Below are 21639 nucleotides of genomic sequence, written 5' to 3'. Positions count from 1 at the left end.
TTTCGATGATTTCCGTATATAAAGCGTTATTGGGAAGGCACGCAATCACTGTATGTCTGATTGCTGCAGCGGGCTGGGCCGCATGGTTCTGTGCCGCAGGTTTGGCGGAGTCAGTCATTGCACGGAAGTTGAGTAACGTTTATGCCGACCTGCGTGCGGCTCAAGTGGAGCCCAATGCGCAGATCGACAAGGTACTGGAAGCCCTCGGCGATCTTGATCGCTCAGGTCAGGAATGCTCGGTCGAGCAGTATTCACAACTGGCCGACCTGGTCAAAGACCTGCGTTTTGTTGATCAAGCGGCAATCCAGTTGCCCAACGGCAAGATCTGCTCCTCCTATGGACAAGAACTCCCGTCGATACTGGCCGGTAATGAAAAGCGCAAGTTCTCCGTTGGAAAGCGAACCTATTGGGTCGATTCCGGCCACGCCGTTTCTGCGGACACCGACTTTATCATCGTGTCGGAACAGTCGACCTACGTCTGGGCAAACAAGAAGATCCTGCTCGACAACTTGAAGTTTCCCCAGGACCTGCAACTGGACCTCATAGGCCCCGGCGGCGCAGTCCCCATTGCCTCCACCGGCCTCAAGCCCCTGCAGATGCTGAAGCCGTTCCACCTTGAAGAACTGGTCACCTCGGCAGACAAAGCCCTCATCGCCTTTGCCGGCAACCGAAATGAGCTCATTTCGGTCATTTCGCTTCCGTCGAGCTACCTGACAGCTCTCAAATTCAAATTATTCATTGGCCTTGCGTGCGTGTTCGCAACGCTGCTGTTGCTCGCAAGGTATGCCCGGCGGCATTACACCTCTACTGCCGTACGACTTCGCAAAGCCCTGAAAGCCAACACGCTGGGCGTTCACTATCAGCCCATCGTCAATTTGACGACGGGCTATCTGGTTGGCGCCGAATCACTGTCTCACTGGAGCGACAACGGCACCCCTGTGCCTGCGGACGTGTTCATTGCCGAGGCGGAGAAGTCTGACCTGATCCGCAAACTGACGCGTTCGGTGATTCGACAAGTAGCGGAGGATTACAGCACTTACCTTTGGGCGTGCAAGGACTTCTACATTACGGTCAATCTGTCCGCCCAGGATATTCAGGATCCGGACTTTCCAGACTATGTGGCCAGCGTGCTGGCAACCTACAACATGCCTGTGTCAGCCATGGCCTTTGAGATCACCGAAAGAACCATGCTCGACCAGAAGCCTGCCGCCATGCAATTGCGCCGGCTGCGTGCGTGCGGCCATCGCATTGCCGTGGACGACTTCGGAATCGGCTATTCCAACCTCTCGCTCCTCGATTCAGTGCCTTTCGACATTCTGAAAATAGATCGCTCGTTCATCGCCGGTGACAGGATCACGGCCGAGGATGCCCTGTGGCGACACATTGCCCAGTTGGCCAGGTCGCTAAGACTCAAGGTCGTGGCCGAAGGTGTCGAGACTGCGGAGCAACTGCCGCATCTGGTCTCGGAGGGCGTCCTGTTGGCACAAGGCTGGTTGTTCTGCAAAGCGCTACCTGTCCAGGCGTTGGCAAGGCGCTACTTTCAATGCCCGGCAAACAACCCGCCTCACGCCCCAAAAATATCAATCAATGACTTCTATTAACCCCCCATGGCCCCTCAAATGCTCGCCGAACCCTAACACCTGACGAACCTGTACAAGGACTCCACTACACATGCTACTTCGAAACCTTGGCTTCGCTTCACTGCTATCGCTGCTGTCTTTCCAGGCGCTCGCTGATGACAAAGGTTTGTATATAGGAGCTGGCGTAAGCAACATCCAGACCGACGAATCCCGACTGGACGACGAGGACACCAGCTACAAAGTTTATGCAGGCTATCGCGTCAACAGCTACCTGGCCTTCGAAGGCGCCTATGTCGATCTCGGTCAATTCAAGGACAAGAACATCGATTTCGACGGCAAGTCGGCTCAGGCTGCCGCCCATGTCGGCTTTCCGCTGGGTGATCGGTTGCGGTTGTTCGGCAGTGTCGGTGCCCACGCCTGGGACGCCGACGGCAATGCCACCGACGACGATACCGGGGTTGACCTGACCTACGGCCTCGGCGTGGAATTCGATGTCTTTCGCAACATCGGCCTGCGCGCTGAATACGAAGTCCTGGAGGTCGGAGAGATCGACCTGAATCAGACGACTGCATCCGCCTACATGCTTTTTTAACACCGCTGCAACCGAGCGACCTTGTCGGTCGCTCAACGCACTCTGCGCAACGCTCGTCCCCCGCCCAGCCTAACCCTGCTATTACTTCGCACACTTTGCCGCTGATAAAGTATCGAGACACTTGTCACTCCAGCGTGTAAAGAAATAGCAACACACCCAAGTCCTGACGCATTTCAAAGAGCCATCAAACAGCAACCACCCCTGAACAAATGAAACATTATGGGGCTCTTATATAACCCACCTACAAGCCATGCACCAATAGCGCGCCAAAAGTGTGAATCGCTATCATTCGCAACAGTCATCCATTAACAAATACACTACCCATCCCAACTAAGAAATGCACTAACCTCCCCATGACCCTGGACGCCCGCGAAAGTTTAATTTTTCCGACAGAATACAATTCTTTTATAAAAACAATACATTAGGAGTAGCGCACTCACAAACAGATAAAAGGTATGCTTTTTGACTTCTTATATTTTGACAGACCGCTTAGAGAGGTCGATAACTATATACCGCCCCACATGGATACTTCATGAGTGCAGCAGTACTATATATCCGAAGAGTCCGGGCAACACGTGAAGCACCTTTGTATACAGGACGCCAAGTGCGCGCCGTGCGGTAGCTTTGAGCCAGAGAAAGTTGCAGGGATCTTATTCCGCACACGGCCCTACTTGCACTCCGCCGAACTGCCTCATACTTGAAACACATATACGCTCACTTCTGAAACACATATAAATCCACCCATAAAAACATGATGCTTTTGGAATGATTTTTTATAAGGCCCGATAGGCCTACTACCTACTAGCCTGCACGACAGAGTCTCCTCCTTGCCGTGCTCAAAACCAAGCTATGTACGGAGCTCTCCAGAATGCTGACTAATAGCCCCAACGGCGCTCATTGGTATCTACTGCAGTGCAAACCCCGTCAGGACGAAAGAGCCCAGCTCAATCTGTTGCAACAAGACTACGTCACGTTTCGCCCTCTACACGTGAGTGAACGCCTGGTTCGCGGCAAACGCCACCGGATGCTGGAGTCCCTGTTTCCGGGGTACCTCTTCATCCAGCTGAGTCCGCGTGACCACTGGGCGCCCATACGCTCTACCCGCGGCGTCAGCCGTATCGTTGAATTCAACCATGTCCCCGCAGAGGTGCCCGACGAGGTCATCGAGCACTTGCGCGTGCGCAGCATTCAATCGCTGGATCAATTGCGAACCTGCAAGACAATCGAACCTGGGGAAAGACTGCAAATCGTCCACGGCCCGCTGGCGCCGCTCGAAGGTGTGTTCCTGTCTATGCTCGGCGCGGAACGGGTCATGCTCCTGCTACAGTTCTTGAACCGACAGCAGCACGTCTGCGTCCCGCTCAGTTATCTCGAGCGCCAACGTTAGCAACGACAAAACCAACAACAACCTGGCTTGTTCACTTTTCGGGAATAACGACATGCCCCTCAAGTCGCATGGCCCTTTTGCTCTGATCCTGGCGTCCCTGTATCCCGGCATCGCCTGGAGTATTGTCCCGCAATCCATCGATGTTTACGGATTCCAGTTCATCCCCACCTTCGGCTTGACGGAAAGTTACGACGACAACATTCGGGAGGTCGAGCACAACGCCCAGTCCTCGATGGTGACCAGGATTGCGCCCTCCTTCGAACTCAAGGCTGAAGACCGCAACAGCGCCACCCGCATCATCTGGCAACCGACTCGCTACATTTATCATTCGGAGTCCGATGCATCGAGCACCTCGCAGCGCCTGCGGGCCGACAGCATCATGGAATTCACCGACCGCCACCGCCTGAAGCTCGAAGCCGAGTACCGCAAGTTCGAGCGCACGACCGACACCGCCGTCGAAGGCGTCAACGACAAGATCAATAACAAACGCGTGGGGGGCGTCTATACCTACGGCGCCAAAAGCGCCGCCAACCAGATAGACTTCGGCGCCAACTACGCGCAACTGCGCTACGACAATGCCGACGGCGTCAACGACGACAAAGAACGCAACACCACCGGTTTGACCACGACCTGGTATCACCGCATCGGCAGCAAGACCCGTGGCTTGCTGGAATACGACCATACCCGCTTCGACTACTTGCAGTCCAACAGCCCGCGCAGCAGTAAATCCGACGCAGTGCTGACCGGTGCAGAGTGGGACATCACAGCACGCACGACCGGCAAGGTCCGCATCGGTTATGAGCGCAAGAACTTCGATGAAAGCACGTCCAAGGACCTGGACAACCCGACCTGGCAAATCGATCTGCAGTGGAAACCCCGCACCTACTCGACCTTCACTTTCCTCGCCCGCCAGGCCCTGGCCGAAGGTGACGATGGTTCAGACGCCGTCAAGGCAACCTTCACCCAGATCGGCTGGCGCCACGGCTGGACCGAACGGATCACCACGGTCGCGCAGGCCGGTTACGGGCACAAAGTCTACGAGGGTGAAAACCGCACCGACAAGCTTCAAGAGTACAACCTTGCGGTGATCTACCAGATGCGTCGCTGGCTGGACATCGAGATGGGTTATCGATTGCGCGATAACAACTCCGATGCCGACAACGAAAGCTTCTTGCGCAATGTGTTTCAGCTCAGTTTCAACGTCAGCCTGTAGGAGGACATGCATATGAACCCGCGCCTGTCTGGTTTGTTGTTATGGCTGTTGCTCGCTCCCGGCACCTATGCAGCAGACCCCCTCACCGATTACAAACTGGCCGCCGGTGATGTGTTGCGCATCACCGTGTTCGGGGAACCCGAATTGAGCATCAAGAAAGTTCGACTCAATGATGCCGGGACGTTTTCCTACCCGTTCCTGGGTGAAATCGTCGCCAAGGGCCTGACCCCGAACCAGGTTGAGAGAAAGATCGTCGACGGGCTCAAACAAGGCTACCTGATCGACCCGAAAGTCAGCATCAGCCAGATCGAATACCGTCCCTTCTACATCAATGGCGAAGTGCAGAAGCCCGGCAGCTACCCCTTCGTGCCCGGCCTGACCCTGGAAAAAGCCATTGCCCTGGGCGGCGGCCTGACCGAACGCGCCTCGATGAAACGCGTGACCATCCTGCGCGGCGACGGCGGCCCACCCCTTGAAGACAACATTTCCAAGACCACCGCCATATCCCCCGGTGACACCATTTCCATTGCACAAGGCTTTTTCTAATCATGGACAACAGCCCTAGCACCTACGTCGAACGTCCGCTCCAGGCGCATCTGCGTCCGCAGCACAGCGAAGAGTCGGACACCATTGATCTGCTCAAACTGTGGAGAGTCATCTGGCACGCCAAATGGAACATCGCCTGGTTTGTGGTGCTTTGTTGCGCCCTTGCGGTGGCGGTATTGTCCTTCATCACGCCCCAGTACCTGGGCATCACCACACTGCTGATCAAGGAAAAGACCCCACCGGTACTGACCTTCCAGCAAGTCTCCGACTCCGGCGCATCGACGACCGCAGACTATCTGCAAACCCAGCAAGCGCTCCTGCAATCGCGGGATCTGGCGGAACGGGTGGTAAAGAAACTCAGTCTCACCACCCACCCGGTTACCGATCCGCGCCAGCAAACGCAAACCTGGTTCAAGCCTCGTCAATGGTTGAGCGATCTCAACGCCGGTCAATGGCTGCCCTGGCTGGCCTATTTGCCCCCTGAGAAACCCGCGCCCACGGAACAGGACATATTCAATGACGTCACCCAGAACCTGATGCTGCACACCACGGTCAAGTTTGTCGGCAAGAGCCAACTGATCGAAATTGCCGTCGAGTTACCCGACCCTGATCTCGCGGCGGCGGCCGCCAACGCGCTGGCCCAGGGTTACATCGACAGCCAGCTCGACACCAGCCTGAAGTCCTCGCAAACCACCACCAACTGGATGAACACCCGCCTGGTCGAGTTACGCAGCAACTTGCGCGCCGCCGAGGACAAACTGCAAGCTTATCGGGAAGAGCAAGGCCTGGTGGACGTCGACGGCGTGGCAACGATCAGCGCCAACGAACTGCAAATGACCGGAAACCGCATGATCGATGCTCGGCGCAATCGCGCGGAAGCCGAAAGCCAGTTCCGCCAGGCCCAGTCGTTGAGCAACGGCGACATGAGCCGGTTGTCCAGTGTGCCGGCGGTATTGAGCAACCCGTTGATCCAGCAGTTTCAGGCGGAGGTGGCCAAGGCCCAAGCCAAGGTCGAGGAGCTTTCCGGACGCTATGGTTCCAAACACCCGGCGTTGATCTCCGCTCAATCGGAGTTGCGGACGGCGCAAACCAGCTTGCGCCTGCAAGTGCAGCAAGTGGTGGCCGGCATCGAGCGACAGTATCAACTGGCGGTGGCCAGCGAAGGTGCCCTGCAGAAATCCTTCAACTCCAACAAGGCGCAGATCCAGAACATTTCACGTAAAGAGTTCCAGCTGCGCGAGTATCAACGGGAAGTCGACAGCACCCGTGCATTGTACGAAACGTTTGTGACTCGCCTGAAGGAAACCGCCGCCACCTCCGACATGGACTCTGCCAAGGCCCGCGTCGTCGACCCGGCGATCACCCCGGTAGAACCCAGCAAGCCGCATAAAACCCTGATTGTGTCCATTGTCGCGGTGGTTGCGTCGATCATCGGTGTCGCGCTGGCCTTCCTGTTCGATACCCTGAGCAATACCTTCAGGACCGACGACAGCATCGAAAGCACTCTCAACGTGCCGTTGCTCAGCGTGGTGCCGCTGGTCATGAAAAAAAGTCGCCGGCAACTGGCGCGGCTGTTCGAAGACAACGACAACCCGCGGTTCTCTGAAACCATTCGCAATCTGCGAACCTGGCTGATGCTGCAAAGCACCGAGGCTCCTTCGCAGGTGGTGCTGATCACCTCGACCGTGCCGGGAGAGGGCAAAAGCACCATCGCCAATAACCTCGCCTCCTCGCTGACGCCACTGGAACGGGTGCTGTTGATCGATGCGGATCTGCGCCAGCCAACCTTGTCGCTGAACTTCGACTTTCCGCCGGACAGCCCGGGGTTCGCCAACGTGATCGCCGGGACCGCCCGCCTCGAAGACTGCATTCGCACCGTGGGCAATCTGGACATGCTGCCGGCCGGGAGTGTCTCATCGCCCTCTCTGGACCTGTTCGACACCCCTCGCCTGCCTTCGCCGAACGATCCGCTCGATACGCTGCGCCAGCCACCCGCGCAGGATCTGCTCAGTTCGCCGCGGGTGGCACGCATGCTCGACGTGCTCAAGTCGCGCTACCGGCACATCATCATCGATTCTCCACCCGCCGAGATGGTCAGTGATGCGCTATTGCTGGCCAAGCATTCCGATGCAGTGATCTATGTGGTGAAAGCCCAGAGCACGCCGATCGACCAGGTGCAAAAAAGCCTGGCGATGCTGCAACAGAGCCATGCGCCGGTGTTTGGCGTGGTGCTCAACCAGGTCGACCTGCGCAAGGCGCGCAAGTACGACCACAGCCACTCCAAATCCTTCTACGACTATGACTTCGCCCCCCGGTAAGCCCCCCGGATAACAACGGGCAGCAGCCGTAGCTGCACAACCTCATCCCCCATGTGCGCATCGAAGCCGGGCCGACCGATACGGCTTCCAATGACGCCCCATGTCCGGAGATTGAGCCGATGACTCCGATATATACCGCTCAAATGGCGCACCGCCGGGGCGTGACCTTCTGGGGCCAGTGGTTGAGTGCGATCACGCTGGTCAACCTGTTGCTGATTCTGCTGGTGCAGATGCGCGTCGGCAGCCTGACCCCCGAGTACCGCGTCCTGATCATTCTGACCGTCTTAGGTTCGGTGCCGATCTACAGCCTCATGCAGGTCTACCACAAGCGACATGGCCTGTTGGTCGGGCTCAGTCGCCTGCTGGCCGGCTGGCTGGTCCTGCTGGCGGTGTTGATCAGCATTGCCTTCGTCACCCAGACCAGCGCCCTGTTCTCTCGACAGGTCATCATTGTCTGGGCCTTCGTCGGGTTCCTGGTCCAGGCAGCCAGTTTCCTGCCCTTGCACTACTTTGCCCGGCTGTATGCGCGGATGGTTTTCTATGAACGCCGCTCGGTAATCATTGGCACCTGTCCGACTGCCCATGAGCTGGCCAAAAAGCTGTCGAGCCCCAATCGCGCATTGCTGCTGGGGTTCATTGCCACCAAAGAACACCATGGCCCTGCCCCCAGCACTCTGCCGCTGCTGGGTCACGTCGATGAGTTGCGGGAACTGATCACGCGCCTGGAAGTGCGCCGGGTCTATATCGTGTTGCCGATGGCGCAAGCCGCGACCATCGAGGCGCTGTACATCGACTTGCTGGACATGAACGTCGACGTGGTCTGGATTCCCGATTTCGGCGGCATGGTATTGCTCAACCACTCGATCTCGGAGATCGAGCGAATGCCCGCCATCTACCTCAACGAAAGCCTGATCACGTCCCACCCCGGCAGCCTGTTTTGCAAAGACCTGCTCGAACGCAGCCTGGCCGCTATCGCCCTGATATTGCTCGGCCCGTTGCTGTTGTGTGTGGCGCTCGCGGTCAAGCTGACATCACCGGGGCCGGTGTTGTTCAAGCAGAACCGCCACGGCTGCGACGGCCAGGTGATCATGGTGTGGAAGTTCCGGTCGATGCGCGTTCACGATGACGCCGAAGTCCGTCAGGCCACCCGCGACGACGACCGTGTCACACCACTGGGGCGCTTTCTGCGTCGCAGCTCCATCGACGAGCTGCCGCAACTGTTCAACGTACTGTTCGGGCAAATGGCCCTGGTCGGCCCGCGCCCGCATGCGGTGACGCACAACATCTACTACACCGGCAAAGTCCGCGCCTACATGGCCCGTCATCGCCTCAAGCCCGGCATCACGGGGCTGGCGCAGATCACCGGCCACCGGGGCGAAACCGAAACCCTGGAAAAAATGCAGCTGCGGGTAGCCCAGGACCTCAACTACATCAATCACTGGTCGCTGTGGCTGGACATCAAGATTCTGCTCAAGACGCCCTTCACTTTGTTCTCGAAAAACATCTACTGACCTCGTGCCCGGTCCAGGATCGGTCCCGCGAAACCTGAGGGTTTGCCATGAATGTGAGTGTATTTGGCATTGGCTATGTCGGACTCGTACAAGGTGCGGCGCTGGCCGAGGTCGGTCACACCGTGATGTGCGTGGACGTCGACGCCGACAAGGTCAAGGCGCTGAATGAAGGCACGCTGCCCATTTATGAGCCGGGACTGGAAGCCCTGGTTCGGGACAATCATAAAAGCGGTCGCCTGCAGTTCAGCACCGACCTCGCCGGTGCCGTGCAGCATGGTGATGTGCAGTTGATCGCCGTCGGTACGCCACCCGACGAAGACGGCTCGGCCGATTTGCAATACGTCCTGAGCGTGGCCCGGACCATCGGTTTACACATGCAACGCCATCAAACCATCGTCGACAAATCCACCGTACCGGTGGGCACAGGCGATTTGGTGCGGGCGTGCATCGCCCAGGTGCTGGCCGACAACAATCGCAGCGACCTGACGTTCGACGTGGTCTCCAATCCGGAGTTTCTCAAGGAAGGTTGCGCGGTAGAAGACTGCATGCGCCCGGACCGCATCATCATCGGCACCGACAGCCCCTGCGCTGAAGAGGTCATGCGCGAGTTGTACGAGCCGTTCAATCGCAATCGCGAAAAGATCATCGTGATGGACATCCGCAGCGCCGAGCTGACCAAGTACGCCGCCAACTGCATGCTGGCGACCAAGATCAGCTTCATGAACGAAATGGCCAATCTCGCCGAGCGACTGGGCGCCGACATCGAGATGGTCCGCCACGGCATCGGCTCGGACCCGCGCATCGGGTACCAATTCATATACCCCGGTGTCGGCTACGGCGGCTCGTGCTTCCCCAAGGATGTGAAGGCGCTGATCCATACCGCCAACAGCCTCGATTTTGATGCACGCGTGCTCAAGGCCGTGGAATCACGCAACAACGAACAAAAAGCCACGCTGTTCCACAAGATCCATGCGCATTTCAACGGCGCGCTGCATGGCAAGACCTTCGCCCTGTGGGGCCTGAGCTTCAAGCCCAACACCGACGACATGCGCGAGGCGCCCAGCCGTGTGCTGATGGAGGCCTTGTGGCGAGCCGGAGCCTGCGTTCAGGCGTTCGACCCCAAAGCCATGGAGGAAACCCAGCGCCTGTACGGCGCCCGCGATGACCTGACCCTGGCCGGCACCAAGGAAGCGGCGCTGAAAAATGCCGATGCCCTGGTCATCGTAACCGAATGGCAAGCCTTCCGTGCACCGGACTTCGAACTGCTGGCCACACAACTCAAGCAACCGCTGATCTTCGACGGGCGCAACCTGTACGACCCGCAGCGCTTGAGCAAACGCGGTTTCACCTATGTGTCGGTGGGCCGCCCGCCTCCTTCACTGCTGATACCACCGGGAGACAGGTCATGATCCGGCTGGATTTGATCGGCCAGTATTCGCCGGCCATGCTCGAGACCAACAAGGTGTTTTCCTTTATCAACTTCGCGTCGATCGGCAGTTTTTTCCAGCACCCGCCTGACGCCATTGCCTACTTTTGCGACGGCATGCTGATGTCGAGTTTCATGTCGAAAGTCACCGGACGAACCATCGACCGGGTCAGTTTCGACTTCACGTCGATTGCCGGTCCCGTATTCAGCGATGCCGAAAAACAGGGCAAGCGGGTGTACATCGTCGGCGCCACGCAAAACGAACTGGAACTGTTCATCTGCAAATTGCACGCTCGCTACCCACGGCTGCCGATTGCCGGTTACCACAACGGTTACTTCGATGCCCAACAGTTGTCGGCAATCAAGGCGGACATTTGCCTGGGTCGTGCCAACGTCCTGATCGTGGGCCTGGGCGCCGGTTTGCAGGAGCGCTTCGCGCTGAGCGCACTGAATGCCGGCTTCACCGGTGTGGCGTTTACCTGTGGCGCTTTCATTCGCCAGGAAGCCATGGCCAACGGTGTCTATTACCCCGAAGCAATCAATCGCCTGCACTTGCGGGCCTTCTATCGCATGTACCGCGAGCCGCACACGATCAGGCGCTACACGATCGACTACCCGAAAAATTTTTTGCAACTGGCGGCGTTGATTCTGCGCCACAAAGTCGCGATCAACATCACTGCGCCCTGAGCGCCGGAGAATGGCCATGCACATTATGTTCACTCTCAAGGATTTCAAGCTCGGTGGCGGTGTCGAGCGCGTCCAGCAACTCCTGGCCGGGCAGTTTCTCAAGGATGGGCAGCGCGTGAGTTTCTTCGTCATGAACGGCGAAACTCCGGATGTAGAGGGCGCGAAAATCATCGGCGGCGGCGGTACCGGGCTCCTGGGCCTGATCAAGTCGATTGTGCTGCTGCGCGGGATCATTCGTCATGAAGGCGTGACTCACCTGATCAGCGCCAAGGAGCAAGCCAACCTCTGTACCTGGGTTGCCACCCTCGGCAGCCGTTGCCAGGTCATCTACACCCGGCACACGGCGCTCGATTGCGCGGAACAGAAAACCGGTGTGTACAGCCTGCGCCTGCTCTACGCCTTGTACCTGTGTGGCAGCGGAAAAGTGGTGACGGTCTCCCGTGGCCTGCATCAAACCATTGCCCGTCTGATGCCCTGGGGACGCGAACGCATCCGCTACTGCCCCAATGCGGTGGTCAACGAGCAACTGCACATCGCCTCTCGGGCGCCATTGCCCAAGGACATGCCCCATGACTACTGGATCGCCGTGGGCCGCCTGGTCGAGCTCAAGGGTTTTCATCTGTTGCTCCAGGCCTATGCCCTGGTGATCCACAATCCGGACGTTCCCGACCTGGTGATTGTCGGTGACGGCCCGCAGCGCGAGGCGCTGACCGCTCAGGCGCGGCAACTGGGCATCGCCGACCGGGTGCACTTTACCGGCCACCTGCAAAACCCCTACCCGCAGATCCGCCATGCACGCCTGTTGATCCTCAGCTCTCTTTCCGAAGGTCAGCCCACCGTGTTGATCGAGGCAATGGCACTCGGTACACCCGTGCTCGCCAGCGACTGCCCCACCGGCCCCCGGGAGCTGCTGGATAACGGGCGACTTGGCCAACTGGTGAAAGTCAACGATGTGCCAGACCTGGCGCAAGCGCTACAGCAAAGCGTGCATCTCAGGGCGCACAGCGCAAGATCGATGACCCGCACCGTGCGTCCGTACACCAGCGCGCACGCCGCGCACGCTTACTACGCGGTGTGGGCTCAATGAAACGCCTGCTGATCATCCTGCACGACCTCAGCGCAGGCGGGGCCGAAAAAATGATGGCGCGCCTGGCCGGTGCGCTGGTCGACGCCGGCAATGACGTGACGTTGCTGATGCTCACCGGTGGCGGAGTCAACGTGGCGCTGGTCGACCCTCGGGTCAAACAGGTGGAATTGCGCAGCGCCCGCAGCGCCAGCGCGGTGCCCGCGCTGGCCAGTTTTCTGCGCCAGAACCACTTCGACGCACAACTGGCCGCCCTCACCCACGTCAACGTAGTGGCCATTGCCGCCGCTGCACTGTCGGGGACGCTGGCACGCTTGCACGTCAGCGAGCGCAATGCGTTTTCCCGGGATAAGCACGTCAATCCTGCATTGCCCGTACGCCTGGCCTATTGGTTGGCACCGCTGCTGTATCGGCTGATCCCCAACCCGGTGATTTGCGTCTCGCGCGGCGTGGCCCGGGATCTGGTCGAGACCACGGTTGCCCGCGCGCAGGACGTCACCATTGCCGACAATCCGGTACTGGACAATGACTTTCGCGACAAACCACCGGGCTGCCCGACGCATCGCTGGCTTCAGGAAAAGACCTCCCCGGTGATTGTCGCCGTGGGACGCCTGGCACCGCAGAAGGGTTTTGACATCCTGATCGAGGCGTTTGCCCGCCTACCGGTGCGCAACGCCCGGCTGATCATTTTCGGCGAGGGAGCGCTCAGGGACGACCTGCTGGCACAAGCCGCGCGCCTCGGCGTGGCGGACCGTTTCGATTTGCCGGGTTATGCCGACGACCCCATGGCCCAAGTGGCCGCCGCCGATTGTTTTGTCCTGTCGTCGCGTTTCGAGGGCAGCCCCAACGCCCTGGTCGAAGCCCTGTCCACCGGCACGCCGGTGGTCTCGACCCGTTGCCCCTATGGCCCGCAGGACATTCTCGAAGACGGCGCAGTGGCGCCGCTGGTGAGCGTCGATGACCCGCAGGCACTGGCCCAGGCCATCGGCATCGAACTGGCCCAGCCGCGGGATCGGCACCGCCAGACACGCATTGATGCCGCCGCACGGTTCATGAGCAGCCGCGCCGTGCAGACCTACCTCACCGCACTGCTAGGGAGGCAGTTGTCATGAACAAGCTGGAAGTCAGGTTTTCTACGCTACGCGATGCCTTCACACTGTTTGGTCTGCTGTTTTACTTCCAGGTGACGTCGTTTTTTCTCGGCCTGGGCAATGCGGCCGACATCGACGATGTCGCAAAAGACCTCGAAGGCAACGTGCTCAACCAGGTGTGCGGTCTGATCACCTTGCTGGTGCCGTTGTTCCTGTTCGTGCGCCACAAGGTGTTCCTGAGCAAAAGCTTTTACCGCGGCAACTTCTTTTTGCTGGCGTTCCTGATCTGCGTGGCGGCGTCGATCTTCTGGTCCGACGATCCGATGCTGAGCTTCAAGCGCTATATCGCGATGCTCAGTGTGGTGTCCTTCGCCGGGTTCATTGTCTACAACTACCGCATCGAAAGAATCGCCTTCATGCTCGGTTGCCTGATCGGTGCCATAGCCTTGATGGGGCTGATTTTCGCCGTGATCAGGCCCGATATCGCATTCGTCGCCGGCGGTATTCGTGACGGGGCCTTCAAAGGGATCTTTGCCGAGAAAAACGCCGGCGCGCGGATCAATGCCATCGGCATCCTGTTGCTGCTGCCGACGATCAGGCAACGCAAACCGCTGGCCATCCTGTATGCATTGTTCTCGCTGATAGCCATCGGCCTGGCCCAGTCCGCCACCGCGATCGCCTTGATCGTGGCCGGCGCTGCGAGCTACTGGTACTTCCTGACCCTGGTGCGGTTACGCGTCAACCGTTCGATGATGGCGTTCTTTGGCGCCACACTGGTTTATGCCTTGATTTGCGTGTTTTTGTACGGCAACTACACCTTGTTGCTGAACCTGCTCGGGCGGGACTCGTCACTCACCGACCGCACGCTGATCTGGGAACTGCTCTCGCCATTCATCGATGCCAAATTCCTCAAGGGCTACGGATACGGAGCATTCTGGGGCAGTGATGATGCCGAGATTTTCATCAAGCGCTGGGGCTACATCGGCAACGCCCATAGCGGCTACCTGGAAACCCTGCTCAACGGCGGCGTGATTCAACTGACGGCGCTGATCCTGCTGTTTGCCCACGCGCTGATCAAGCAATACCGGTCAATCACATCCGAACAGTCGGCCCAGGTGCGCACCTGTGCCCTGGTGATCATCGGGCTGTTCGTCATGACCAACTACGTGGCGTATGTGATTCCCAACTATCGCAGCGCCGAGTTCCTGGTGTTCTGCACCCTGGCCCTGTCGTTTCGGCCCGCTCACGCCACTCGCCCGCAACAGTCACCGGCAACAGGCCGGGCCCGCGCGCCCGGGCCGGCGAAGGCGTACTCCAAGGAGAAAACCTCGTGCTAGAGCAAAACCCTGCTTCAGTGCATTCAGTGTGCGTCGTGATCCCGATGTTCAACGGTGCCGACAGCATCGAGCAGACGCTGGCCTCATTGACCGGCCAGACCCGGTTGCCCGACCACGTCATCGTCATCGACGACGGTTCCAGCGATGACGGGCCGCAACGGGTCAGGGATTTTGCGGCGCCGTTTCGCCTGACACTGCTGCATCAAGCCAATGAAGGCCCGGCCAGCGCCCGCAATCATGGCCTGCGGCACACGGAAGAAACCCTGGTGGCGTTTCTCGATGCCGATGACCAATGGCATCCGCACAAGCTCGAAAAGCAACTGGCGCTGTATGACGACCTGCTCCGCCAGGGACGGCCGGTGGGGCTGATCGATTGCAACGTGATGATTGATTACAGCGACGGCACCCGGCTTGTGGAAGATCGCTACAAAAACGGCATGCATTTTTACGACTTCATCCATTGCAACATCGTCAATGGCGTTTCCGCCGTGCTGATCCGCCGCGATCTGCTCACACAACTCGGTGGCTTCGAAACCAGCCTGCGTTATTCCGAAGACCGGATGATGTGGGCCCGGATCGCCGAACACCGGGAAATCCACACGGTGCCGCAAGTCCTCGTGCGGCGGACGGTCAACGACGGCAACGTCACCGCCCAGCCGAAAAAATACTACCCGCACAAGCTCAGGTTCATCGAGCTGTTCCTCGCCCGCTACGGCGCGCAATTGAGCCGGCAACAGCGGATCGATTTCGTGCTGGGCAACCATGCGGATTTCCTCGGTGCCTTCTCCCGCTGCGGCGAGCATGCCGAGGTGATCAGCGTGTACCGGCGCATGCTGGCGCATTCCTGGCAGGCGCTGATTTTCAACCGGGGCAAACCGACCTTGCGCTACCTCTATGCGTGCGCCAGAGCCCTGGGCCGGACCGCCGAGTCAACCACCGCTCATTGAACCGGTGCCTATCATGGCCAACCATCGCCTGGTTACCCTGCTCTGGATCTTCACCGAGAAATTCGGCCTGATTTTCCTGTCGATGATCACCTTTGTCGTCTACGCGAGGTTGCTCACGCCCACGGAATTGGGCGTGGGCACGGTGATCATCGCGATTGTGGAAATGGTCGGGCTGCTTTACTCATCGGTGCTGGAAGATCCACTGGTCCGGGCCGAACGCCTGGAGGACAGGCACATCAGCACTGCGTTCTGGTTTGCCGTGCTGATCAGCCTCGCCTCCATCGTCGTCATCTCGCTGGCCGCGATGCTGTACACACCCTCGCCGGCACTGCAATGGATGACGGCGGTGGCCTCGGTGAAAATCCTCTTCACCATGATGGCGCGGGTGTATGTCGCGCAAATGCGCCGCACCAGCAATTTCAAGCGACTGGCCTCGCGCACGCTGCTGGGGAAAATCGTCGGCGGCGCCGGCGGGATTGTCGTGGCGCTCTGGGGGTTCGGTGCGTGGGCAGTGATCGCGCAGGCGCTGATCATGGAATTTGTCTGCATCGTGGTGCTGATGAACGGGGACAGGCGGCGCATCGCTTTTTGCATTGACGGGCCTTTCCTGCGGGAACTGCTCAAGACCGGAACCCCGGTGGCCATCAACGCGCTGACCACACAAACCCTGCAACGTGGCGTCACCGTGGTACTGGGCATGACCGCCGGGGCCCATGTGGTGGGCATGTTCAATCTGGCCATGCGCATCATAGACCTGCCCCGTTCGGCGATCTACAACGGACTGATGAGCTATGCCCTGCCGGTGTTCGCCCGGCGCAGCAGCGACCCGCCGCGACTGATCGGGATCATCAGCGACTCGACGGCGATCAGCGGTTTTCTGCTCACGCCGTTTTTCCTGGGGATTGCGCTGACGGCCGAGGATATCGTCCTGTTGATCTTCGGCGCCAAGTGGGCCGACGCCATTCCCATGCTGCAAGTGCTGGCGATCACCGCCGCCCTGGGCAACCTTGCCATGTACGCCACCACGGCACTGGTGGCGGTCAACCACACCCGCGTCACCCTCAAGGCCGAGGTGACCACCACCCTGCTCGCCCTCGGGCTGGTTTATCTGTTGGGCCCGACCTATGGCGGCATGGGCGCAGCCCTGGCCTTGCTGGTGCGCATGCTGCTCATCACGCCGCTGCAGATCCGCGGGCTGAACACTGCCATCGGATACGGCTGGGGCGCGTTCTTCGAGTCCGGCTACCGTAGCGTGATCGCCTCGCTGGTCATGGCGGTCACGGTGTTCTCGCTTTCCCCGCACCTGGCCTTGCAAGGCTTCTTGCACCTGGCCTGCAGCATCGCCATCGGTGCCCTGACCTATGCGCTGGCCTACAGCGTCCTGCACCCGCGCTGGCCGCAGGAATTCAAGTTGGTTTTCACTGCCCGCTGACCCTGATTTCTTCAAACAGGAGCGCCCAACATGCATAAAACCACGCTGATTACGGGCGGGGCCGGCTACATCGGTTCCCACACCGCGCTGACCCTCATCGACGCCGGCCAACACGTGCTGGTGCTGGATAACCTGAGCAACAGTTGCCACGAGCCCATCGATCGCCTGGAGCACCTGGCCCATGCCCGGGTCGACTTCATTGAAGGCGATATCCGCGATACGGCCTTGCTCGAGAGCCTCTTCAGTCAATACGACATTGACGCGGTGGTGCATTTTGCCGGCCTCAAGTCAGTGGCCAACAGCGTGAGTCATCCGCTGGACTATTACGCCAACAACGTCGTGGGCACCCTCAACCTGTGTGCGGTCATGGCGCGCTTCAATGTGTTCAAACTGGTGTTCAGTTCTTCGGCGACGGTCTACGGCGAGCCGGCGCACACACCCATCCTCGAGGATTCGGGCACTGGCTTTCCGGCCAGTCCCTATGGGCGTTCAAAGCTGATGGTCGAACAGTTGCTGACTGACCTTGCCCTCTCCGAACCGCGCTGGAGCATTGCCCTGTTGCGCTACTTCAACCCGATTGGCGCACACGAAAGCGGGCTGCTCGGCGAAGACCCCAACGGTCGGCCGAACAACCTGTTGCCCTGCCTGACCCAAGTGGCGATTGGCCGAATCCCCGAACTGACGGTGTTTGGCAACGACTACCCCACCGTCGACGGCACCTGCGTGCGGGACTACATCCACGTGGTCGACCTGGCCGAAGGACATGTCAAGGCCTTGCAGGTGTTGCACGGTGACGGCGGCGTGCACATCTGGAACCTCGGCACCGGGATCGGCTACAGCGTGCTGCAGATGATCCGCAGTTTCGAAGACGTCACCGGCGTCGGCATTCCGTTCCAGATCGCCCCGCGCCGGGCGGGCGATATTGCCCAGTGCTGGGCCGATGCCAGCAAGGCCCGGCGTGACCTGGGCTGGTGCGCCCGGCGCAACCTGGCACAGATGATCGAGGACAGCTGGCGCTGGCAATCGAGCAATCCATTCGGCTACCGCCACGCTGTCGAGTTGTCGGCCGCCCTGGCCAGGTGACTGCCGCGTCACTCCTCCATTGCCTTTCAGGGAACTCACATGCTCAGGGGATTTTGGCTGGTCTTGCTACTGGCCGCGATGGCCTGTTGTGCCCAGGCTGCGCCTTCGCGTCCGGCGACGGAGGGCCTGGTCCTGTGGCTCGATGGCGCCGATCGGTCAGCGATGTCCCTGGACCGGCAAAACCGGGTCCTGCGCTGGCTCGACAAGTCGGGCAAGTCCAACCATGCGAACGTTGACAACCCGAACGCTTCGTCGCTGCCAGAGCGCATCGACCATGGGATCAATGGCAACGCCGTGGTGCGTTTCAGTGGGGTTTCGGCATTCATCGGCAAGCAAATCCGCGAGGCGAAGGGGCCGGTCACGGTGTTTCTGGTGTCACGCCGGCTGCCCGAACAGGCCGGCGGCGATACCTGGCAGCGCCAGTTCAGCTCGCGTCCGCAGTTGGCCGATAACGACAACAGGGCGCCCAACTTCGCGCTCAGCGTGGAAAAGACCACGGCATTCGAGCCGACCCTGGACTTTCTGGAACTCAATGATGTGCCCATCGGCCCCTACGCTGTGGCGCGCAACGTGGTCGGCAGCACCGAAGTCTTGCGTGGCGACGTTGCTGAAGTGCTGGTTTATGACCGGCCGCTGATCACACAACAGGAGCGCCAGGCCGTGTTCGAGTACCTGGCGAACAAATGGTCGGTCGCCATTCCCAAGCAGGCGAATGTCTGGACCCGGGTGGGTCCGCTGGGCGCCGTGCCTGCATCGACCCATGCCAGCCTGCCACTGTCGGATCAGGCCAATGCCGGGCATTGGGTGCTCGACACGCCACTGTGCGACGACTTCAACGGCGATGCCCTCGACCGTGAGCGCTGGTACGTCAACAACGGCACGGGCACCGACTCGCTGGGACGTCGACCGGCCCTGTTCATGCCGGAAAATGCCAGCGTCGCAGACGGCAACCTCAATATCGTTTTCCGCAAGCAGACCTTGCCGCAGAAATACATCAAGTTGGGCTTCAAGGATTACACCTCGGCGATGGTGCACACCCATGACCGACGCTTGTACGGCTACTACGAAGCCCGCGCCAAACCGATGAATTCGGCCGGCTCCAGCGCGTTCTGGCTGGCGTGGACGGGACTGCCCGAAAACGCCACTGAAATCGATATTTTCGAAATCGGCGGCAAAACCGCAAACGGTGCTTTCGACCGGCTGTACAACATGAACGCGCATGTATGGGCCACGCCACAAAGCACCGAGCATTTGGCCAATGGCAGCACCTGGACCGCACCCTGGCGCCTGGCCAACGCCTTTCATGTCTACGGGTTCGACTGGCAACCCGACACCCTGCGCTGGTACGTCGATGGCGTGCTGGTCAGGGAATCGAAAAACACCCACTGGCACTTCCCGATGCAAATCGTGTTTGACAGCGAGGCCTTCTGGAACTGGTTCGGCGTCGTGGACGACGCCGACCTGCCTTCCACCTTTAGCGTGGACTACTTGAAGGTGTGGCAGCGGGGCAAATAACCGGGGCGGACTAGCTGTCCGGCGTAAATCAAGGCTCCTTCGAGTCCTGCGCCGGCGCCATATACCACTTGTCCCTTGGCACCCATTTCTCCTGTTGCGGATCACCCAGGTAGTGCGGCGACATGATCTGTACGCCGTACTCGTTGAACACATCCTGGATGTTGGCGTGCAGCATGCTCAGCAGCACCGCCCGTGGCCGTGGTTGGCTGGGGATGGCCTGGGCCACCAGCCGGTACTCGGGGTAGAAGTCCGACAACGCCGTCTGGAATACCTGCGGCGGTGGGGTTTCGAGGACGCCGGGCGTGCGTCTGGCGGCTTCCAGCAACATCCCTTCGACCTGTCGCCAGGGGGTGTCATAACCAATGGTGACCACGGTGTCGACCACATAACCGGGGCCTTGTACCACCCGTGAATAGTTCTTGGTGACGGTGCCTGTGATCATCGAGTTGGGCAGGGTCAGCACTTCGCCCAGTCCGGTACGAATGCTGGTGGTGAACATGCCCAGTTCGGTGACAGTCCCTTCGTGCTCGCCAATACGTACGAATTCACCGGGGCGCAGGGTCCTGGTGTACGTCAGGATCAACCCGGCCGCCGCCTGCCCGACGACGCTGGAAGCTCCCAGCGAGATCATCAGGCCGACCAGCACCGACAAGCCTTTGAACGCATCGGTACCGGCACCCGGCAAGTAGGGATATGCCATGGCCAGGGCAAACAGCCAGATCGCCAGTGACGTCAGGCGTTGAGTCGGCTTCAGGGTTTCGTGGTTCAGCCAGTTGAAGGTGCCCGGTGTGGCCATGCGCCGCAGTATCCGGCGAGAGAAGGCGGTCACGCCTCGCGCAATGAAGAAGATCGCCAGCGCCACGCCGAGCCCGGGGATGGCCCCGAGAATCCCTTGCAGCAAATAGTCGGCGACTTCCAGCAGATAGTTGTTAAGGCTTTCACCCCAGGGCCTGGTATAGGGAAACCGCGACAGGACAAACCCCAGCCACTCATAAGTGAGCAGCAGCACGATGACCCAGCGCAGCACTTCCAGCACGCGGCTGACCAAGGGATAGAGGAAGTTGGCGTCGATCAGCGGCACCCGCCCGACCTTCAGGGCCTGGGTGTGCCGATGCATCAGGTCGGGCAGTTTTTTCAGCAGTTTGCGCCGTAGCAAAGCCATGGCCAGGAGCAGGCCCAGATAGATACCGGTGGCGAGCAGCGCGGCGCCCAGCGACCGGAGTATCAAGTGCAGGCTTCGAGCTTCCTGGGTTTCGGCCACCACCTGACGCAGGCGTTCAGCGGCGGCTTCGGCGGCTTGCTGCACCGAGTCGAATTCGGTTTCGTCGACATCCTGGGGCGATACGATAAACGCGCGGCGCGTCCCGAGCAGCACCATGTAGCTTTTCATGATCGGATCGAGGGTGACCTTCAGGTCGTCGTCCTCGTCCAGCGCCTCACCGATCACCGCTTTCGCCCGTTTGACCCGCGAGGCCGGGGCCTCGCCGAGGAAGGTCGCGCGAAACACCATGACGCTGCGGTTGGCCACTTTCAGTTCGGCAGGCGCATCGGCCACCTGTGGTGAATCCTCGGCCCACAGCTGCAACGACCAGAACAACCCGAGAACAGTGAACAATACAACGAGCAACCTGCTCCGCATCTGTCAGATCCCTACTTCACAAATATCTGGTCGAGTGTACGTACCGCAGCGTAGTTCACCGATGAACGGTTGTCAGATTGTAGGAGCGAGCCTGCTCGCGATAAACCGGAGAGCACTGCGGGGCACCTGCCCGCCAGCGTTATCGTTGACGACCATCGCGAGCAAGCTCGCTCCTACAGGGTTTGTGCTCTCGCCGGCGACCATTGTCCTCTGTAGGAGCGAGCTTGCTCGCGATAAACCAGAGAACACCG

General features: G+C 59.8%; 17 protein-coding genes. 16 read left to right on the top strand and 1 reads right to left on the bottom strand.

What is annotated here, in order from left to right; translation table 11 throughout:
- The first annotated feature begins 5 nt into the window (after window positions 1-5).
- From C9422_RS01295 to C9422_RS01220, 16 genes are all read left to right on the top strand, one after another.
- Window positions 6-1601, top strand: a complete 1596-nt coding sequence (locus tag C9422_RS01295) for an EAL domain-containing protein (protein WP_116579397.1) — start codon at window positions 6-8, stop codon at window positions 1599-1601.
- 70 nt (window positions 1602-1671) lie between these two features.
- The gene (locus C9422_RS01290) at window positions 1672-2172 is read left to right on the top strand and encodes an outer membrane beta-barrel protein (RefSeq protein WP_116579396.1); all 501 of its coding nucleotides are present in this window, start codon (window positions 1672-1674) and stop codon (window positions 2170-2172) included.
- Window positions 2173-3040: 868 nt separating this feature from the next.
- Window positions 3041-3559, top strand: coding sequence for a transcription/translation regulatory transformer protein RfaH (gene rfaH, locus C9422_RS01285; RefSeq protein WP_116579395.1), 519 nt, complete (start codon window positions 3041-3043; stop codon window positions 3557-3559).
- 52 nt (window positions 3560-3611) lie between these two features.
- Window positions 3612-4772 (top strand): outer membrane beta-barrel protein, encoded by a 1161-nt coding sequence (locus C9422_RS01280; protein ID WP_116579394.1) that lies wholly within the window; start codon window positions 3612-3614, stop codon window positions 4770-4772.
- Between the two features lie 12 nt (window positions 4773-4784).
- The gene (locus C9422_RS01275; RefSeq protein WP_116579393.1) at window positions 4785-5318 is read left to right on the top strand and encodes a polysaccharide biosynthesis/export family protein; all 534 of its coding nucleotides are present in this window, start codon (window positions 4785-4787) and stop codon (window positions 5316-5318) included.
- 2 nt (window positions 5319-5320) lie between these two features.
- Window positions 5321-7636, top strand: coding sequence for a Wzz/FepE/Etk N-terminal domain-containing protein (locus C9422_RS01270; RefSeq protein WP_116579392.1), 2316 nt, complete (start codon window positions 5321-5323; stop codon window positions 7634-7636).
- A gap of 119 nt (window positions 7637-7755) precedes the next feature.
- Complete coding sequence (locus C9422_RS01265; RefSeq protein ID WP_116579391.1) at window positions 7756-9147, top strand: undecaprenyl-phosphate glucose phosphotransferase; 1392 nt, start codon at window positions 7756-7758, stop codon at window positions 9145-9147.
- 47 nt (window positions 9148-9194) lie between these two features.
- On the top strand, window positions 9195-10556 hold the full coding sequence (locus tag C9422_RS01260; protein ID WP_116579390.1) for a UDP-glucose/GDP-mannose dehydrogenase family protein: 1362 nt from the start codon (window positions 9195-9197) through the stop codon (window positions 10554-10556).
- Complete coding sequence (locus tag C9422_RS01255) at window positions 10553-11260, top strand: WecB/TagA/CpsF family glycosyltransferase (RefSeq protein ID WP_116579389.1); 708 nt, start codon at window positions 10553-10555, stop codon at window positions 11258-11260. The genes C9422_RS01260 and C9422_RS01255 overlap by 4 nt, the downstream gene beginning before the upstream one ends.
- A 16-nt stretch (window positions 11261-11276) precedes the next feature.
- Entirely contained in the window at window positions 11277-12347 is a 1071-nt protein-coding gene (locus tag C9422_RS01250; RefSeq protein WP_116579388.1) for a glycosyltransferase, read from the top strand.
- On the top strand, window positions 12344-13456 hold the full coding sequence (locus tag C9422_RS01245; protein ID WP_116579387.1) for a glycosyltransferase: 1113 nt from the start codon (window positions 12344-12346) through the stop codon (window positions 13454-13456). The genes C9422_RS01250 and C9422_RS01245 overlap by 4 nt, the downstream gene beginning before the upstream one ends.
- On the top strand, window positions 13453-14772 hold the full coding sequence (locus C9422_RS01240; protein ID WP_116579386.1) for an O-antigen ligase: 1320 nt from the start codon (window positions 13453-13455) through the stop codon (window positions 14770-14772). Before C9422_RS01245 ends, C9422_RS01240 begins: the two co-directional genes overlap by 4 nt.
- Window positions 14766-15719: a glycosyltransferase family 2 protein gene (locus C9422_RS01235; protein WP_116579385.1), complete on the top strand. Its 954-nt coding sequence runs from the start codon at window positions 14766-14768 to the stop codon at window positions 15717-15719. The genes C9422_RS01240 and C9422_RS01235 overlap by 7 nt, the downstream gene beginning before the upstream one ends.
- A gap of 13 nt (window positions 15720-15732) precedes the next feature.
- Window positions 15733-17151: an oligosaccharide flippase family protein gene (locus C9422_RS01230; protein ID WP_116579384.1), complete on the top strand. Its 1419-nt coding sequence runs from the start codon at window positions 15733-15735 to the stop codon at window positions 17149-17151.
- 30 nt (window positions 17152-17181) lie between these two features.
- Entirely contained in the window at window positions 17182-18234 is a 1053-nt protein-coding gene (gene galE / locus C9422_RS01225; RefSeq protein ID WP_116579383.1) for a UDP-glucose 4-epimerase GalE, read from the top strand.
- Between the two features lie 39 nt (window positions 18235-18273).
- The gene (locus C9422_RS01220; RefSeq protein ID WP_116579382.1) at window positions 18274-19749 is read left to right on the top strand and encodes a family 16 glycosylhydrolase; all 1476 of its coding nucleotides are present in this window, start codon (window positions 18274-18276) and stop codon (window positions 19747-19749) included.
- A gap of 28 nt (window positions 19750-19777) precedes the next feature.
- Here the strand turns inward: C9422_RS01220 and C9422_RS01215 are convergent, their stop codons facing one another.
- Window positions 19778-21388, bottom strand: a complete 1611-nt coding sequence (locus C9422_RS01215; RefSeq protein WP_116579381.1) for a mechanosensitive ion channel family protein — start codon at window positions 21386-21388, stop codon at window positions 19778-19780.
- Window positions 21389-21639: the final 251 nt, after the last annotated feature.

It is taken from the genome of Pseudomonas sp. B1(2018), assembly GCF_003097365.1.
Taxonomy (GTDB): domain Bacteria; phylum Pseudomonadota; class Gammaproteobacteria; order Pseudomonadales; family Pseudomonadaceae; genus Aquipseudomonas; species Aquipseudomonas laurylsulfatiphila.
This window is presented reverse-complemented; position numbering and strand designations above follow the sequence as displayed.

Bases quoted from the DNA above. Each gene is read 5' to 3' on its own strand.
- C9422_RS01295 (WP_116579397.1), top strand. From the start codon at position 6: ATGATTTCCGTATATAAAGCGTTATTGGGAAGGCACGCAATCACTGTA.
- C9422_RS01290 (WP_116579396.1), top strand. From the start codon at position 1,672: ATGCTACTTCGAAACCTTGGCTTCGCTTCACTGCTATCGCTGCTGTCT.
- rfaH (WP_116579395.1), top strand. From the start codon at position 3,041: ATGCTGACTAATAGCCCCAACGGCGCTCATTGGTATCTACTGCAGTGC.
- C9422_RS01280 (WP_116579394.1), top strand. From the start codon at position 3,612: ATGCCCCTCAAGTCGCATGGCCCTTTTGCTCTGATCCTGGCGTCCCTG.
- C9422_RS01275 (WP_116579393.1), top strand. From the start codon at position 4,785: ATGAACCCGCGCCTGTCTGGTTTGTTGTTATGGCTGTTGCTCGCTCCC.
- C9422_RS01270 (WP_116579392.1), top strand. From the start codon at position 5,321: ATGGACAACAGCCCTAGCACCTACGTCGAACGTCCGCTCCAGGCGCAT.
- C9422_RS01265 (WP_116579391.1), top strand. From the start codon at position 7,756: ATGACTCCGATATATACCGCTCAAATGGCGCACCGCCGGGGCGTGACC.
- C9422_RS01260 (WP_116579390.1), top strand. From the start codon at position 9,195: ATGAATGTGAGTGTATTTGGCATTGGCTATGTCGGACTCGTACAAGGT.
- C9422_RS01255 (WP_116579389.1), top strand. From the start codon at position 10,553: ATGATCCGGCTGGATTTGATCGGCCAGTATTCGCCGGCCATGCTCGAG.
- C9422_RS01250 (WP_116579388.1), top strand. From the start codon at position 11,277: ATGCACATTATGTTCACTCTCAAGGATTTCAAGCTCGGTGGCGGTGTC.
- C9422_RS01245 (WP_116579387.1), top strand. From the start codon at position 12,344: ATGAAACGCCTGCTGATCATCCTGCACGACCTCAGCGCAGGCGGGGCC.
- C9422_RS01240 (WP_116579386.1), top strand. From the start codon at position 13,453: ATGAACAAGCTGGAAGTCAGGTTTTCTACGCTACGCGATGCCTTCACA.
- C9422_RS01230 (WP_116579384.1), top strand. From the start codon at position 15,733: ATGGCCAACCATCGCCTGGTTACCCTGCTCTGGATCTTCACCGAGAAA.
- galE (WP_116579383.1), top strand. From the start codon at position 17,182: ATGCATAAAACCACGCTGATTACGGGCGGGGCCGGCTACATCGGTTCC.
- C9422_RS01220 (WP_116579382.1), top strand. From the start codon at position 18,274: ATGCTCAGGGGATTTTGGCTGGTCTTGCTACTGGCCGCGATGGCCTGT.
- C9422_RS01215 (WP_116579381.1), bottom strand. From the start codon at position 21,388: ATGCGGAGCAGGTTGCTCGTTGTATTGTTCACTGTTCTCGGGTTGTTC.